The following is a 15873-nucleotide window of genomic DNA, read 5'->3' as shown; positions in this document are numbered from 1 at the left end:
GGCCGGCGTCTTGCTGCGGCCCAGGACATGGCTCAATAGGTCAGTTCGAGCACGCTCACATGGCCCTGCGCCAGCGGCCATGTCTGGCCGACCACGCGTTCCGCGTTGAATTCGGCCGTGACCGCACGCGGTGCATCGCTTGGCAGTTTCAGCTTGGCGCTGGCAACCCCGGCACCTTGCGGTGGCACCCCGGCGGGCCGAGCGTTGCCGTCCAGGCGCAAGGTGTCGCGCTGCAGGTCGAAATAGCCACGCGGGCGCGTCATCAGAACCAGCGCCTGGGCATCGCGGTCGGCCGGCAGCACGCGCTCGGGGCGCATCTGTACCACTGCGCTGGAGCGCGGGAACGGGCTGCGGTAGATGTGGGTGGTGTCGTAGCCGGGGGCGGCAATGACGAACTCGTAGAACGTATCGGGTCGGGCGTTGAACGGGCCCCAGAGGCCTTCGGCGCCCATGGTTTGCGCCCAGGCGGCATTGCCGCGCCGCTGACCGGTGGACGGATCGACCGCAAACACGGTCAGCTGCGCACCTGGCAACGGCAGGTTGTTGGTGAAGTTGCCGCTCTTTGGATTCAGCGAGTCGGTCCCCAGGCCCGTCACGCGCCCGCTGAGCGTGACGCTGGACTCGGGGATGGGTTGCAGGGTGGCTGGTGCGGCCCCGGTCAGGAAGCGCCAGGCGGCATCGAAGGCGGCTGGTGAAAACGAGGTTTCACGGTGGTCGACGCGTGGCACCACCACGTTGCTGGCGCCCCGGAGCGCCGGGCCGTCGAAACCGACGTTCGTCGGCTTGCCCGGCATGCCGATCCAGACGGCGTCGGGCTGCGCGTACTTGTCGTTGCTGTCCGAGCGAACCGTGAGCCAGCGCACGCCGGGCGTGACCTCGTCGCCGTTCGGGCCCTTGGGCGCGTTGAGCTGGCGCAGGAACGGTGACCGGGCGGAGAACTCGCTGGCCTCGTTGAAGCCCGCGATGTTCCAGATGCCATGCGCCGGGTTGCCGCCCAGGATGACGTCGCTCACCCGCTGGTCGCCGCCCCCGTTCTGCACATAGTTGCGGATGGTGTTGCCGCCACGCGAGTTGCCGATCAGCACCACCTTGCGTGCGCCGGTGGCCTGCAGCACGCGCTCGACCTCGGCCTGCAGGAAGGCCAGCGACTCGGCAGTCGAACTCCGGCCTGCCTGGGCGACCGGATCGCTGTCGCGCGCAAGCGGCAGCGGCTGGTCGAATGCGAAGAGCCGGTCGCGCGGCCAGCCGTTCGACTCGAAGCGCCAGATCGTGGTCTGCCAGAGCGCGGCCGAATCCCCGTTGCCGTGCACGAACACGATGGGCGGGCGCTCGGTGAGCGACGGCCCGGTGGCGCAGGCGGCGAGCATGGCGGTGGAAAGACTCAGGGCGAGCAGGGTGCGGCGTTGGAGCATGGTCGGTGCAAGCTTCGTTCCAGATGTGGAAAACCCGTCGACGCGCGGGATCGTGCGCGCGTCGACGGGCTCGGTGGCAGTGGCGGTGACGCGCCGGATCAGGCGAAGACGCCGGCCGTGTCCTGCATGCGTGCCGAGACTTCGCCCAGGTGGTGCAGCGAATCGCCGAAGGTCATCTCCAGCTGCGTCAAGCGTTTGAAGTAGTGGCTCACGATGTATTCGTCCGTCACGCCGATGCCGCCGTGCAGCTGCACTGCCTGCTGGCCGACGAAGCGCATCGACACGCCGAGCTGGTACTTGGCGCGCGCCATCGCCTGCCGGCGTTCGGGCGCGGGCGCATTGAGCTTGAGGCTGGCGTAGTAGCTCATCGATCGCGCCAGTTCGAGCTGCATCTTCATGTCGGCCACGCGATGGCGCAGGGCCTGAAAGGTCGCGATGGTCACGCCGAACTGCTTGCGCGTGTTCATGTAGTCGACCGTGACCGCCAGCGTCTTGTCCATCACACCGACGGCTTCGGCCGCGACGGCGGCAATGCCGATGTCCACCGCGTGCTCGAGCGCGGTCAGGCCGTCGGGCGTGACGAGCGTGGCGGCGGCCTTGTCGAACACGACTTCGGCTGCACGGCTGCCGTCCTGCGTGCCATAGCCGCTGGCGGCCACGCCGTCGGCGCTGCGCTCGACCAGGAAGAGGGCGATCTGGCCGTCGACTTGCGCGGGCACCAGGAAGGCATCGGCTTCGTCGCCCGCCGCCACCAGGCTCTTGGTGCCGGAAACCGTCCAGTCGTCGCCATTTTTCGCGGCCCTCGCTTCGCACACGTCCAGCCGGTAGCGCGCCTTGCGCTCCTGATAAGCGAGCGACACCAGTGCCTGTCCGCCCGCAATGCGCGGCAACCAGCCTTCCTTCAGGTCGGCGCCTGCGTAGGCGCTGAGCACGCCACCAGCGATCAGCGTCTGCACGAAGGGTTCCAGCACGATGCCGCGCCCGAGCTCTTCCATGACGACCATCCCGGCCACTGGGCCCATGCCCAGGCCGCCGTCATCCTCGGCAATGTAGAGGCCTCCCAGCCCCAGTTCACCCAGCGCGTCCCAGGCTTCGCGCGAAAAGCCGCCGGCAGCTTCGGTGCGACGACGGCGTTCGAAGTCGTAGCTCTTGTCGACCCACTTGCGCACCGCATCGCGCAGCTGTTCCTGGTCGTCGGAAAAATTGAAGTCCATATGTGTGTCTCCTCAGCCCAGAACCGTTTGCGCCACGATGTTGCGTTGGACTTCGTTGGAGCCGCCGTAGATCGTGGTCTTGCGCATGTTGAAGAAGGTCGACGACAGCGGTGCGAGCGCCGGGTTGCCGCCTGGGAAGTTGCCCTGCCAGCCTGCAGCCATGGCTTCGCGCACCAGCGGCAACGAATAGGGGCCACCCGCGAGCATCATGAGTTCGCTGTAACGTTGCTGGATTTCGCTGCCCTTGATCTTGAGCAGGCCGGCGATATCCAGCGAGTTCTTGCCCGAGCTGGCGGCCGACAGCACGCGCAGCACCAGCATCTCGAGCGCGACCACGTCGACTTCGAGCCGGGCGATCTCGTCGCGGAAGCGGACGTCGTCCCACACGCCTTCGCTTCGGGCGATGCGCTTGAGGCGTTCGAGTTCGCGCTTGGCGCGGTTCACGTCGGCGATGTTGGTGCGCTCATGGCTCAACAGGTGCTTGGCGTAGGTCCAGCCCTTGTTTTCCTCGCCGATCAGGTTCTCGGCGGGCACTTCCACGTTGTCGAACCAGACCTCATTGACCTCGTGGCTGCCGTCGAGCAGCTTGATCGGGCGCACCGTGACACCGGGCGACTTCATGTCGAGCAGCAGGAAGCTGATGCCGGTCTGCGGCTTGCCCTCGTTGCTGGTGCGCACGAGGTTGAACATCCAGTCGCCGTACTGGCCGAGCGTGGTCCAGGTCTTCTGGCCGTTGACGATGTACTTGTCGCCCTGACGCTCGGCCTTGGTCTTCACCGATGCCAGGTCGGAGCCCGAGCCAGGTTCGCTGTAGCCCTGGCTCCACCACACCTCGCCGCTGGCGATGCCGGGGAGAAAGCGCTTTTGCTGCTCGGCGTTGCCGAAGGCCTGGATCACCGGGGCGACCATCACCGGGCCGAAGGGCACGATGCGTGGCGCACCCGCCAGCGCGGTTTCTTCCTCGAAGAGATGGCGCTGAATGGCGGTCCAGCCCGGGCCACCGAATTCGGTGGGCCAGCCGTAACCCAGCCAGCCTTTCTTGCCGAGGATTTTGGCCCAGCGCTGCATGTCGTCGCGCGTGAGCTCCAGGGCGTTGTGGACCTTATGGGAAATTTCCTGGGGAAGGTTGTCCTTGACCCAGGCGCGGATGTCCTCGCGGAACTTCTGTTCTTCGGGGGTGAAGCTCAAATCCATGCGTGCCTCGCTGTGTTGATCGATGCCGCATGCGCGGCCTGTCTCCGTGAACCATGTTTTTAGCACGGTCGTGCGGTAAATGCATGTCCGCGCGGCGACAAGCAGTACTTGCGCGGCGTGCGGAGATAATCCGGCGTCCCATGAAGAACATCGTGATATTGATTTCCGGCGAAGGCTCCAACATGGCGGCCATCGTGCGTAGTGCCCGACAGGAACGCTGGGCCGAGCGCTTCGGCGCGCGCGTGACGGCGGTCATCAGCAACAAGGCAGAAGCCGGTGGGCTGGTTTTTGCACAGGCCGAGGGCATCGCCACGGCGGTCGTATCGCACAAGGCGTTCGCCACGCGCGAATTGTTCGACACGGCGCTGGCCGAGGCGATCGACGCGCACGCGCCAGCGCTGGTGGTGCTCGCCGGCTTTATGCGCATCCTCACACCGGGTTTCGTTGCACGTTATGCCGGCCGGCTGCTGAACATCCATCCGTCGCTGTTGCCGGCCTTTCCGGGGCTGCACACGCACCAGCGCGCGATCGACGCCGGCTGCAAGGTGGCGGGCGTGACGGTTCATCAGGTCACGGCCGAACTCGACCACGGCCCGATCCTCGATCAGGCGGTGGTGCCGGTGCTCGCGGACGATACAGCGGCGGCACTGGCCGCACGCATCCTGACGCAGGAGCATCTGCTCTATCCGCGTGCCATTGGCGGCTGGCTGGCGGCGCAGGCGCGCGCGGCCGAGCCTGCGTTCAGTCCGTCCTGACGAAGCGGGGCTGGCGCACCCCTTCGAATTCGATGGTCTCGCCGAACATGGCGGCCGGCCGCACCCACAGGCCGCGCTGACCATAGAGCGCACGGTAGAGCGTCAGGGGCTCGAGTGTTTCGCTGTGGCGCACGGTGTCGATGACTTCGTATTCGCCCCCTTTGTAGTGGCGGTAGCGCCCGGGCGGCGTGGCGATGAGAGGGGGCAGGTCGGTGTCGTTCACCCTGCGGATTCTGCGCGATGTGCGGGGTGATGCGCATTGGAAAGTCCCTGGGGCGCTGCGGCTGAGACAATCGGGGCATGCACCCCAAAGCCCTGTTGGAGGCCACCGCCGATCTGGTGGGCCTTGTCCTGAAATTCGATCACCCGGCCGACCAGGTCGTTTCCCGTTTTTTCCGCGATCACCGCGAGTTCGGTCCGCGCGAGCGCGCCACCCTGGCAGAGACGGTCTACACCGTGCTGCGCAAGAAGCTGTTGTTCGATCACCTGTCGCCCTCGGGCACCGGCTCCAAGGAGCGCCGCATGGCGATCCTGGGCTTCCACGGCCCACGCGATTTCCTCAAGAGCGCGCTCAACGACGTGGAAAAGCGCTGGCTCGACAACTGCGACGCCGTCCAGGAGAGCGATCTGCTGGAACGCCACCGCCACAACCTGCCCGAATGGCTGGTCGCGCCGTTGAAGGCGCAATTGGGCGACGAATTCTGGCCGCTGGTCGCCAGCCTGCAGCAGCCGGCGCCTTTGGACCTGCGTGTGAACATGCTTCACGACAAACGCGCCGACGTGCAGAAGGAACTGGCCAAGGCAGCGCTCAAGGCGGTGCCCACGCCGTTCTCGCCCTGGGGCCTGCGCATCGAAGGCAAACCGGCGCTGACCAAGCTCGACGCCTTCGCGCGCGGTGCCATCGAGGTGCAGGACGAGGGCTCGCAGTTGCTCGCCCTGCTGCTCGACGCCAAGCGCGGTGAGATGGTGGTGGATTTCTGCGCAGGCGCGGGCGGCAAGACGCTGGCCATAGGTGCAACCATGCGCAACACCGGGCGCCTCTACGCCTTCGACACCTCCGCCCACCGCCTGGATGCGCTCAAGCCACGACTGGCGCGCAGCAAGCTGTCGAACGTGCATCCTGCGGCCATTGCGCACGAGCGCGACGAGCGCATCAAGCGCCTGGCTGGCAAGATCGACCGGGTGCTGGTCGATGCACCCTGCTCGGGTCTGGGCACGTTGCGCCGCAATCCTGACCTGAAATGGCGCCAGTCGGCCAAGGCCGTGGAAGAACTGACCGCCAAGCAGACGGCCATCCTGCAAAGCGCGGCGCGCCTGGTGAAATCGGGCGGCCGTCTGGTTTACGCCACATGCAGCGTGCTGCCAGAGGAAAACGAGGCAATCGCCGAGGCTTTTTCTGCCGCCAACCCTGATTTCGTCCTTCAGGATGCGGCCGACCTGCTCGACGGCCTGAAGGTCGACGCTGCGCAGACGCTTTGCGCGGGTGGCGAAAGCGCGCGGCGCTATCTGCGGCTCTGGCCGCACCGGCATGCAACCGACGGTTTCTTTGCCGCCGTATGGAACCGGAAGTAGGGCACGCACTCCAAACAACAGGTAAACGCCTGATGTGACAAAGGTTTGGCACACTTTTTGTGGCCCAGCCTTTAAAATCGATGCTTACCTGAAAAGCTACACCGTCGTGTGGCAATGGAGTACTGAATTCAATGATGCTTCCTGACTCTGCCGTCCTGGACGCGGCCATCACCTGGCTTGGACACGGCTTGTGGGATCTCGCCTGGTGGGAGGTGGTGCTGTACACGCTCGTCACCACGCACATCACGATCGCTGCGGTCACGATCTTTCTGCACCGCACGCAAACGCACCGGGCGATGGACCTGGGCCCGATCCCGTCGCATTTCTTCCGTTTCTGGCTGTGGCTCGGCACCGGCATGGTGACCAAGGAGTGGGTCGCCATCCACCGCAAGCACCACGCCAAGTGCGAGACGGTCGACGATCCGCACAGCCCGCAGGTCAAGGGCATCGACGAAGTCCTGTGGCGCGGCGCCGAGCTGTACCGCAAGGAGTCGAAGAATCAGGAAACGATGGACCGTTACGGTCACGGCACGCCTGACGACTGGATCGAACGCCATCTCTACACCCGCTACAGCTGGCAGGGCGTGGGTCTCATGTTGATCATCAACCTTGCGCTGTTCGGCGCGCTGGGCATGGCGGTGTGGGCGGTCCAGATGCTCTGGATCCCGATCACCGCGGCGGGCATCATCAACGGCATCGGCCATTACTGGGGTTATCGCAACTTCGAGGCTGCGGACGCGAGCCGCAACATCTCGCCATGGGGGCTGATCATCGGCGGCGAAGAGCTGCACAACAACCACCACACGTACCCGACATCGGCCAAGTTTTCGGTCAAGAAGTACGAGTTCGACATCGGCTGGGTCTATATCCAGGCGATGCAGAAAATCGGTTGGGCCAAGGTCAAGAAAGTGCCGCCGAAGATGCTGATGGGCGACGTGCAGCCCGTGGCGAACGAAAAGACGCTGGAGGCCGTGATCGCCAACCGGTACGAGGTGATGGCTGGCTATGCGCGAGAAATGCGCCGCACCACCAAGCTGGAGTTGGCGCAACTGAAGGCCAAGGGCGCCGACATGTCGGTGCTCAAGGCGGCCAAGCGCTGGCTGCATCGCGACGATGACAAAGTGCCTGCTTCGGCGCGCACGCAGTTGGTGCAGGCGCGCGAGGCCCACCCGGTGCTCGACAAGATGGTCACGATGCGTGAGGAATTGCGCCAGCTTTGGCTGAACACCTCGCACTCGCGTGAGCAGCTGGCCGCCGACTTGGCCGCCTGGTGCCACCGTGCGGAAGCCAGCGGCATTGCCGGCCTGCGCGAGTTCTCGACACGCCTGCGCGCCGCACGGGCCTGAGATCTGCCTTCACCGAAAAGCCGGCCTCTGCGCCGGCTTTTTTGCGTCCGCCGGGTGTGCAGGGCATATGCCCAGACAACAAAAAACCCGCTGGATCGCAGCGGGTTTTTTGTGGGGCAGGCTGAATTACTTCAGCTTGATTTCCTTGTACTCGACGTGCTTGCGCGCCTTCGGGTCGAACTTCATGATCGACATCTTTTCAGGCATCGTCTTCTTGTTCTTGCTGGTGGTGTAGAAGTGGCCGGTACCCGCAGTGGATTCCAGCTTGATCTTTTCGCGTCCGCCTTTGCTCGTTGCCATGATGGTGTTCCTTAAGCTTGGCCGCGTGCGCGCAGGTCTGCGAGCACGGCGTCGATGCCGTTCTTGTCGATCAGGCGCAGTGCAGCGCTCGAAACCCGCAGGCGAACCCAACGGTTTTCAGTTTCGACCCAGAAACGACGGTATTGCAGGTTCGGCAGGAACCGGCGCTTGGTTTTGTTGTTGGCGTGGGAAACATTGTTTCCGACCATCGGGCCCTTGCCCGTGACTTGACATACGCGTGCCATGTGAACACTCTTTCTTGAACAGCTGGCACCCCGCGAACTCCGGCTGTGCCGGAGCAGTGCAACAACGCAGCAAAGCGGTTGTTGCGAAGGGTGTTTTGCAGCTTGACCTCGCCATGAACAGGTGGCGGTAACCCGGCTTGCCGGCCATCAGCCCATGAGCTGATTTCGGCAAAGCCTCGGATTATAGCGCGTAAGACACTGGCGGTGAAGCGTCCATTTACAGCGTGCCGTCCTGTTCCAGGAAACGCTGCGCATCGAGTGCCGCCATGCAGCCGGTGCCGGCGCTGGTGATCGCTTGGCGATAGACGTGATCCTGCACGTCTCCTGCGGCAAAAACGCCCGGCACGCTCGTCATGGTTGCGAAACCCAGCAGGCCCGAGCGCGTGACGATGTAGCCGTCCTTCATCTGCAGTTGGCCTTCGAAGATATCGGTGTTCGGATGGTGGCCGATGGCGATGAAGCAGCCTTTCAGGTCAATCTGCTCGGTTTCACCCGTCAGCGTGCTTTTCAGCCGGATGCCGGTCACGCCACTGTTGTCGCCCAGCACTTCGTCGAGCGTGTTGTGGACCTTGAGCACGATCTTGCCTTCGGCGGCCTTCTCGTTGAGTTTGTCCACAAGGATCGGTTCGGCCTTGAACTTGTCGCGGCGGTGAACCAGCGTAACCTTGCTGGCGATGTTCGACAGGTACAGCGCTTCTTCGACGGCGGTGTTGCCGCCGCCGATCACGCACACCTCCTGCTCGCGGTAGAAAAAACCGTCGCAGGTCGCACAGCCCGACACGCCGCGGCCCATGAACTTTTGCTCGGAATCGAGGCCCAGGTACTTGGCGGAGGCGCCGGTGGCGATCACCAGCGCGTCGCAGGTGTAGGTGCCACTGTCGCCGGTGAGTGTGAACGGGCGCTGGCTGAAGTCGACCTTGTTGATGTGGTCGAACACGATCTGCGTCTTGAAGCGTTCCGCATGTTCCAGGAAGCGCTGCATCAGCTCGGGGCCCTGAACGCCGTGGATGTCGGCCGGCCAGTTGTCGACTTCGGTGGTCGTCATGAGCTGGCCGCCCTGGGCAATGCCCGTGATCAAGAGCGGCTGGAGATTGGCACGAGCCGCGTAGATGGCGGCCGTGTAGCCTGCGGGACCCGACCCGAGGATCAGGACTTTGGCGTGCTGGGTGGGAGAAGACATGATTAAAGCCTAGGAGGTACATGCGCTCAGCGTGTACATTTTGCGATGAATATAGGTGAGTATCACCGTTCGGCATCCGAGGAGCGGTGGGTGTATTCAATGCACGCGATTGTAAGAATGCATTGGTTTCTCATGTTCGTAGGTAGGGGATGAATAAAAATGTCGATGTTGTCAAACTTGGAGCTCCTGAGGCGAGTGCCTCTTTTTTCCGCGCTTACGCCCAGCCAGTCGGCGAGCATTGCGGATGCGATCGTCAAGCGGCGGTTCAAGCGCGGTGAAATGGTGGTCGAGCAGGGCAAGAAGACTGATGCCCTGTTCATCATCCTGACCGGGCGCGCCCGTGTCACGAGCGCCGACAGCCGGGGGCGGGAAGTCATCCTGGCCACGCTCCAGCCGGGCGATTACATTGGCGAGATGAGCCTGATCGACGACGAGCCGCATTCGGCCACCGTGCGCACCGAAATCCAGACTGACGTGCTCATGCTGAACCGGGCTGCGTTCTCGCGCTGCCTGCCCGAAAACTCTTCGATGGCCTACAACGTCATGCGCGGGCTGGTCCAGCGTCTGCGCCATGCCGACCGCAAGATCGAGTCGTTGGCGCTCATGGACGTGTACGGGCGCGTGGCGCGCTCGCTGATCGAATTCGCCGTCGACGACGGGCTGGGAAATCTGAAGATCCGCGACAAGATATCGCGGCAGGACCTTGCCAAGATGGTGGGCGCCTCGCGCGAAATGGTCAGCCGGGTGATGAAAGACCTGGAGGAACGTGGATTTGTCCACACGCAGGCCGACGGCTCCATGCTGGTCAAGGAGCGGTTGTCGTCGCTGACCTAGAATGACCGATTGACGGATGCGCGGCTTGATGCGTGCGCCTTCCTGCGTGGTCAGCACGCCGCGCGCAGGTGGATGGCGTGGCCGCGCGCTCTCGTTTTTCCGTTGTCGTCTTCGGCCTCGACGCGTGCGTCCGCGAGCGGAGTGCTTTGCCTTTCAATGACTTATTCGCTGAACACACTCCAGTCCTCTTCTTCCACTGACGCGCAGCCCGTGCGTCTGCGCGCCATGCGCTTCGCGCACGAAATCACCTTGATGGTCGGGTTCGTCGTGCTGCTGTTCTGGCTGCTTGCCATGCTGAGCTTCACGCCCTCCGATGCGGCATGGTCGACGTCCGGTACGGGCGGTGAGGTCAAGAACTGGGGCGGACGCATCGGTGCCTGGATTGCCGACGGCAGTTATTTCCTGGGTGGCTATTCGATCTGGTGGTGCCTGGCCGCCGGACTGCGTGTCTGGCTGTCGTCGCTGGCCGGCTGGCTGCGCGGGGGCGAGGCCCCATCGGCGGCCACCCCCCTGGGACAGCCGACACGCGGCCGCTTCAATCGCAGCCGCATTGCGTTTTGGGCCGGACTGGTGTTGCTTTTGTGCGCCAGCGCCATGCTGGAGTGGTCTCGCCTCTATCGCCTGGAGTTCCGCCTGCCCGGGCACGGCGGCGGCGTCCTCGGCTATTTCGTGGGTCCGCTGAGTGTGAAGTGGCTGGGCTTCACGGGCTCGGCGCTGATCGCCATCGCCGGCGGTGTGATCGGCTCGGCACTGGTGTTCCGTTTCTCCTGGAGCGTGATTGCCGAGCGCATCGGTTCGCGTGTCTATTCGCTGTTCGAGCTGCGCCGCGAAAAGCGCGAAATCGCCCAAGACCTCGCCATGGGGCGTCAGGCTGCCCGTGAGCGCGAAGAACTGATCGATGGCGACTTGCCCGCGCCGCCGGTTCGCGCCGCGGCCGCGAAGCCGCCCAAGGCCGCCAAGGGTGTGGCCGCCGCGTTCGAGAGGCAGGAGCCGCGGGAGCCGTCAGGTTTCGGTGACGAGCCGATGCAGGCAGAACCACCTCCCAAGCGCCGAGTGCCGTCGCCACCTGTGCAGATCGAACCCGGGATGACCGAGGTGCCCCGCAGCGAGCGCGTGGTCAAGGAGCGTCAGAACCCGCTTTTCCGCGAGCTTCCCGACAGCAAGCTGCCGCAGGTCGATCTGCTCGATGCAGCCCAGGTGCAGCAGGAAACCGTGTCCAGCGACACGCTGGAGATGACCTCTCGCATGATCGAGAAGAAGCTCAAGGACTTCGGCGTCCAGGTGCGTGTCGTGCTGGCCTCGCCAGGCCCCGTGATCACGCGCTACGAGATCGAGCCGGCCACCGGCGTGAAAGGCTCGCAGATTCTGGGTCTGGCCAAGGACCTGGCGCGGTCGCTGTCGCTGGTGTCGATCCGCGTGGTCGAGACGATTCCCGGCAAGAACTACATGGCGCTCGAACTGCCGAACGCCAAGCGCCAGTCGATCAAGCTGAGCGAAATCCTCGGCTCGCAGGTCTACCACGAGGCCCGGTCGATGCTGACCATGGGCCTGGGCAAGGACATCATCGGCAATCCGGTCGTGGCCGACCTGGCGAAGATGCCGCACGTGCTGGTGGCCGGTACCACCGGTTCGGGCAAGTCGGTGGGCATCAACGCGATGATCCTGAGCCTGCTCTACAAGGCCGAGGCGCGCGACGTGCGGCTTCTGATGATCGATCCGAAGATGCTGGAAATGTCGGTGTACGAAGGCATTCCGCACTTGCTGGCGCCTGTGGTCACCGACATGCGCCAGGCGGCGCACGGACTGACCTGGTGCGTGGCCGAGATGGAGCGGCGCTACAAGCTGATGAGCAAGCTGGGCGTGCGCAACCTGGCCGGCTACAACGCCAAGATCGACGAGGCCAAGTCGCGCGAGGAGTTCATCTACAACCCCTTCAGCCTGACGCCGGACGATCCGGAGCCACTGCGCCGCGAACCCCACATCGTGGTCATCATCGACGAGCTGGCCGACCTGATGATGGTGGTCGGCAAGAAGATCGAGGAGCTGATCGCCCGCCTCGCGCAGAAGGCGCGCGCAGCAGGCATCCACCTGATCCTGGCCACCCAGCGCCCGAGCGTGGACGTCATCACCGGTCTGATCAAGGCCAACATCCCGACGCGCATCGCCTTTTCGGTCGGCTCCAAGATCGACAGCCGCACCATCCTCGACCAGATGGGTGCCGAGGCGCTGTTGGGCATGGGCGACATGCTGTACATGGCCAGCGGTACCGGCCTGCCCATCCGCGTGCATGGCGCTTTCGTGAGCGACGAGGAAGTGCATCGCGTGGTGGCCTACCTCAAGACACAAGGGGAGCCGGACTACATCGAAGGGGTGCTCGAAGGCGGAACTGTGGACGACGACGGTGGTCTCATGGGTGAGGGTGGTGGTGATGCGGAAAAAGACCCGATGTACGACCAGGCGGTCGAGGTCGTGCTCAAGAACCGCAAAGCCAGCATTTCGCTGGTGCAGCGCCACCTGAAGATCGGCTACAACCGCGCTGCGCGGCTGGTCGAGGACATGGAAAAAGCCGGCCTGGTCAGCGCAATGAGCGGTGCGGGCCAGCGAGAGATCCTCGTGCCCGCGCGCTCTGAATGATGATGGGAATCGAAGGAATGTTGAAAAAGATGGTTGCTGCCACGCTTCTTGCGGTCGCGGGGGGGGCCTGGGCGGGCGGCATGGAAAGCCTTGAAACCTTCGTGAAGACGGTGAAGTCCGGTCGGGCCGACTTCACGCAGATGGTGACGGCGCCGGCGCGCGACGGCGAAGCGCCGCGTGTCAAGACGTCCACCGGCACGTTCGAATTCCAGCGGCCGGGCAAGTTCAAGTTCGACTACAAGAAGCCCTTTGCGCAAAGCATCGTGGCCGACGGCCAGAGCCTGTGGCTCTACGACGCCGACCTCAATCAGGTCACGCAGCGGCCGCAGGCGCAAGCGCTGGGCTCGACGCCCGCCGCCTTGATTGCCTCGGCTGCGGACCTGGGTGCGCTCAAGCGTGATTTCACGCTCGAGTCGGCGCCCGAGCGCGATGGCCTGCAGTGGGTCAAGGCCATACCCAAGTCCAAGGACGGGCAGTTGCAGAGCGTGCAGGTCGGCTTCCAGGGCGATGCGTTGTCGGCCTTGGAAATCCTCGACAGCTTCGGGCAGCGCTCGGTGCTGAAATTCAACAAGGTCGAGGTGAATCCGGCGCTGGGCGCGAGCACCTTCGCCTTCAAGGCACCTGCCGGCGCCGACGTCGTCAAGCAATAACCAGGACATTGCGGCGTGCGCCGCAGCGCACCATCGATGGCTGATCTTTTCCAGGCGGCACCTGCCGCGCCGCTTGCCGAGGCACTGCGCCCGGCCAGCCTCGACGAGGTGATCGGCCAGAGCCATCTCATTGGGCCGGGCCGGCCATTGCGCCTGGCGTTCGAATCCGGCAAGCCGCATTCGATGATCCTGTGGGGTCCGCCCGGCGTGGGCAAGACGACGCTGGCGCGGCTCACGGCGAGCGCGTTCGGCTACGAGTTCATCGCGCTGTCGGCGGTGTTCTCCGGCGTCAAGGAGATTCGCGCCTCCATGGAACAGGCCGAACACAATCTGGCGCTCGGCCGCAAGACCATCCTTTTCGTCGACGAAATCCACCGGTTCAACAAGAGTCAGCAGGACGGCCTGCTTCCCTTCGTCGAATCCGGCCTCGTGACCTTCGTCGGCGCCACTACCGAGAACCCGTCCTTCGAGGTGAATTCGGCGTTGCTCTCGCGCGCCCAGGTCTATGTGCTGCAGGGCCTGACGGACGAAGAACTCAAGCAACTGGTGGCACGCGCCCAGGCCAAGGTGCTCACCCACCTGCGGCTCGACGATGCTGCCGCCGACACGTTGGTCGGCTATGCCGACGGCGACGCGCGAAGGCTGCTCAACCTGCTGGAGCAGACCGATACGGCGGCACGGGCCTCCAAGACCGACGTGGTCGATGCCGATTTTCTGCAGAAGGCGCTGACGCTCAACGCGCGTCGGTTCGACAAAGGCGGCGACAACTTCTACGACCAGATTTCTGCGCTGCACAAATCCGTGCGCGGCTCGAACCCCGACGCGTCGCTCTACTGGTTGAGCCGCATGCTCGACGGCGGCGCCGACGCCAAGTACCTGGCGCGGCGCATCGTGCGCATGGCGTGGGAAGACATCGGTCTGGCCGATCCGCGCGCGATGCAGATCGCCAACGATGCGGCCGCCACCTTCGAGCGTCTCGGCTCGCCCGAGGGCGACCTCGCGCTCGCGCAGGCGGTGATCTACCTGGCGGTGGCCCCCAAGAGCAATGCCGGCTACATGGCCTACAACGAGGCCAAGGCATTCATCAAGAAAGACAAGTCGCGCGAGGTGCCGGTGCATCTGCGCAATGCGCCGACCCGGCTCATGAAGGAGCTGGGCCATGGCAAGGCCTACCGCTATGCGCACGACGAACCCGAGGCGTACGCGGCGGGCGAGAGCTATCTGCCCGAAGGCATGCCCGAGCCCGGCTGGTACCGACCGGTACCGCGGGGCCTGGAGGCGAAGATCGCCGACAAGCTCGCGCACCTGCGCCAGCTCGACGAGGACGCGCGACGCGACTGACGGCCTGCAGGCCGCCGGCGCCGTGGCGGCGATCACGCGGCGCATGGCCTTAAGCCGATCCGGCATGGACCGAGCGGGTAAACCCCGTGCGTGCACCACGCTGGGGATGCCATCCCATGACTACAATCCCGCCCACAATTCCCCGCGGCGCCACATGCTGGCGGGTTTTTTGCTAGATGACCCCAAGGTGCCAATCCGGTGCACCTGGGCGCGGAAAGCACCCCGCGAGGGTGTAATCACATAGGGATTCTCGTTATGGAAATATTGCTGCAGCAGATCATCAACGGTCTGGTTCTCGGCAGCATGTATGCCTTGATAGCCTTGGGCTATACCATGGTGTACGGCATCATCAACCTCATCAATTTTGCGCACGGTGAAGTGCTGATGGTCGGCGCGCTGACCAGCTGGACGATCATCGGGCTCATGCAGGAATCGATGCCCGGCACGCCCGGCTGGCTGATCCTGTTGATCGCGCTGATCATTGCCTGCGTGGTGGCCGCCACGCTGAACTTCGTGATCGAGAAGGTCGCCTATCGGCCGCTGCGCAACAGCCCCAAGCTGGCACCGCTCATCACGGCCATCGGCATGTCGATCCTGCTGCAGACGCTGGCCATGATCATCTGGCGGCCGACCAACAAGGCCTACCCGACATTGCTGCCCAGCGAATCGATCGTGGTGGCGGGCGCGTCCATCTCACCCACGCAGATCATGATCCTGGTGGTCACAGCGATCTCGCTGGCGATCCTCACTTGGCTGGTGAACTACACCAAGCTGGGCCGTGCGATGCGGGCCACAGCAGAGAATCCGCGGGTCGCATCGCTCATGGGCATCCGGCCCGACATGGTGATCTCCGCGACCTTCATCATCGGCGCCGTGCTGGCCGCCATTGCAGGCGTCATGTACGCCTCGAACTACGGCATCGCCCAGCACGCGATGGGCTTTGGCCCGGGCCTGAAGGCCTTCACCGCCGCGGTGTTCGGCGGCATCGGCAACCTCGCCGGCGCGGTCGTCGGTGGGTTGCTGCTCGGCCTGATCGAGGCCATTGGCGCCGGTTATCTCGGCACCGTCACTGGTGGCGTGCTGGGCAGTCAGCACAGCGACATCTTCGCCTTCGTCATCCTGATCCTGACGCTCACCGTGCGGCCTTCCGGCCTGCTCGGCGAACGTGTGGCAGACCGCGCCTGAGGAGCCACACA

At 64.5% G+C, this 15873-nt stretch carries 15 protein-coding genes; 8 read left to right on the top strand and 7 right to left on the bottom strand.

From position 1 onward, the window contains the following. Nucleotides 1-32 precede the first annotated feature (32 nt). The 3 genes from J2W36_RS13670 to J2W36_RS13660 all read right to left on the bottom strand — a co-directional run bounded on the left by J2W36_RS13670 (nt 33) and on the right by J2W36_RS13660 (nt 3820). A complete protein-coding gene (locus J2W36_RS13670) occupies nt 33-1412 on the bottom strand; it encodes an alpha/beta fold hydrolase (RefSeq protein WP_307690292.1) in 1380 nt (459 codons plus the stop codon). 98 nt (nt 1413-1510) lie between these two features. After that, entirely contained in the window at nt 1511-2626 is a 1116-nt protein-coding gene (locus tag J2W36_RS13665; protein ID WP_307690291.1) for an acyl-CoA dehydrogenase family protein, read from the bottom strand. 12 nt (nt 2627-2638) lie between these two features. After that, a complete protein-coding gene (locus J2W36_RS13660) occupies nt 2639-3820 on the bottom strand; it encodes an acyl-CoA dehydrogenase family protein (RefSeq protein ID WP_307690290.1) in 1182 nt (393 codons plus the stop codon). A gap of 140 nt (nt 3821-3960) precedes the next feature. Between J2W36_RS13660 and purN the strand changes: the two genes are divergently transcribed. Further along, nucleotides 3961-4575, top strand: coding sequence for a phosphoribosylglycinamide formyltransferase (gene purN, locus J2W36_RS13655; protein WP_307690289.1), 615 nt, complete (start codon nt 3961-3963; stop codon nt 4573-4575). Here the strand turns inward: purN and J2W36_RS13650 are convergent. Next, nucleotides 4562-4798 carry a DUF1653 domain-containing protein gene (locus J2W36_RS13650; RefSeq protein WP_307690288.1) on the bottom strand — a complete coding sequence of 79 codons (237 nt, stop codon included), beginning with the start codon at nt 4796-4798 and terminating at the stop codon, nt 4562-4564. The genes purN and J2W36_RS13650 overlap by 14 nt on opposite strands. A 77-nt stretch (nt 4799-4875) precedes the next feature. Between J2W36_RS13650 and J2W36_RS13645 the strand changes: the two genes are divergently transcribed. Together J2W36_RS13645 and J2W36_RS13640 are read left to right on the top strand one after the other, a co-directional pair. Further along, the gene (locus J2W36_RS13645; RefSeq protein ID WP_307690287.1) at nt 4876-6147 is read left to right on the top strand and encodes an RsmB/NOP family class I SAM-dependent RNA methyltransferase; all 1272 of its coding nucleotides are present in this window, start codon (nt 4876-4878) and stop codon (nt 6145-6147) included. A gap of 131 nt (nt 6148-6278) precedes the next feature. Next, a complete protein-coding gene (locus tag J2W36_RS13640; protein ID WP_307690286.1) occupies nt 6279-7493 on the top strand; it encodes a DesA family fatty acid desaturase in 1215 nt (404 codons plus the stop codon). A 126-nt stretch (nt 7494-7619) separates the two neighbouring features. On the opposite strand, the gene rpmG is transcribed toward J2W36_RS13640, so the two are convergent. The 3 genes from rpmG to trxB all read right to left on the bottom strand — a co-directional run bounded on the left by rpmG (nt 7620) and on the right by trxB (nt 9218). Next, nucleotides 7620-7793 carry a 50S ribosomal protein L33 gene (gene rpmG / locus J2W36_RS13635; RefSeq protein WP_007830291.1) on the bottom strand — a complete coding sequence of 58 codons (174 nt, stop codon included), beginning with the start codon at nt 7791-7793 and terminating at the stop codon, nt 7620-7622. An 11-nt stretch (nt 7794-7804) separates the two neighbouring features. Next, nucleotides 7805-8038, bottom strand: coding sequence for a 50S ribosomal protein L28 (gene rpmB / locus J2W36_RS13630; RefSeq protein ID WP_158724588.1), 234 nt, complete (start codon nt 8036-8038; stop codon nt 7805-7807). Nucleotides 8039-8255: 217 nt separating this feature from the next. Continuing rightward, the gene (gene trxB, locus J2W36_RS13625; RefSeq protein WP_307690285.1) at nt 8256-9218 is read right to left on the bottom strand and encodes a thioredoxin-disulfide reductase; all 963 of its coding nucleotides are present in this window, start codon (nt 9216-9218) and stop codon (nt 8256-8258) included. 159 nt (nt 9219-9377) lie between these two features. Between trxB and J2W36_RS13620 the strand changes: the two genes are divergently transcribed. The 5 genes from J2W36_RS13620 to J2W36_RS13600 all read left to right on the top strand — a co-directional run bounded on the left by J2W36_RS13620 (nt 9378) and on the right by J2W36_RS13600 (nt 15862). Beyond that, complete coding sequence (locus J2W36_RS13620; RefSeq protein ID WP_307690284.1) at nt 9378-10052, top strand: Crp/Fnr family transcriptional regulator; 675 nt, start codon at nt 9378-9380, stop codon at nt 10050-10052. Between the two features lie 156 nt (nt 10053-10208). Next, nucleotides 10209-12686 (top strand): DNA translocase FtsK, encoded by a 2478-nt coding sequence (locus J2W36_RS13615; protein WP_307690283.1) that lies wholly within the window; start codon nt 10209-10211, stop codon nt 12684-12686. A gap of 17 nt (nt 12687-12703) precedes the next feature. Next, nucleotides 12704-13336: an outer membrane lipoprotein periplasmic chaperone LolA gene (lolA, locus tag J2W36_RS13610; RefSeq protein ID WP_307690282.1), complete on the top strand. Its 633-nt coding sequence runs from the start codon at nt 12704-12706 to the stop codon at nt 13334-13336. A gap of 36 nt (nt 13337-13372) precedes the next feature. Next, nucleotides 13373-14677: a replication-associated recombination protein A gene (locus tag J2W36_RS13605; RefSeq protein ID WP_307690281.1), complete on the top strand. Its 1305-nt coding sequence runs from the start codon at nt 13373-13375 to the stop codon at nt 14675-14677. 255 nt (nt 14678-14932) lie between these two features. Then, complete coding sequence (locus tag J2W36_RS13600; protein WP_307690280.1) at nt 14933-15862, top strand: branched-chain amino acid ABC transporter permease; 930 nt, start codon at nt 14933-14935, stop codon at nt 15860-15862. Nucleotides 15863-15873 lie beyond the last annotated feature (11 nt).

It is taken from the genome of Variovorax ginsengisoli, from assembly GCF_030811835.1.
GTDB classification, from domain to species: Bacteria; Pseudomonadota; Gammaproteobacteria; order Burkholderiales; family Burkholderiaceae_C; genus Variovorax; species Variovorax ginsengisoli_C.
The sequence above is the reverse complement of the archived record's forward strand: the minus strand, read 5'-3'. Positions and strand labels throughout refer to the sequence as shown.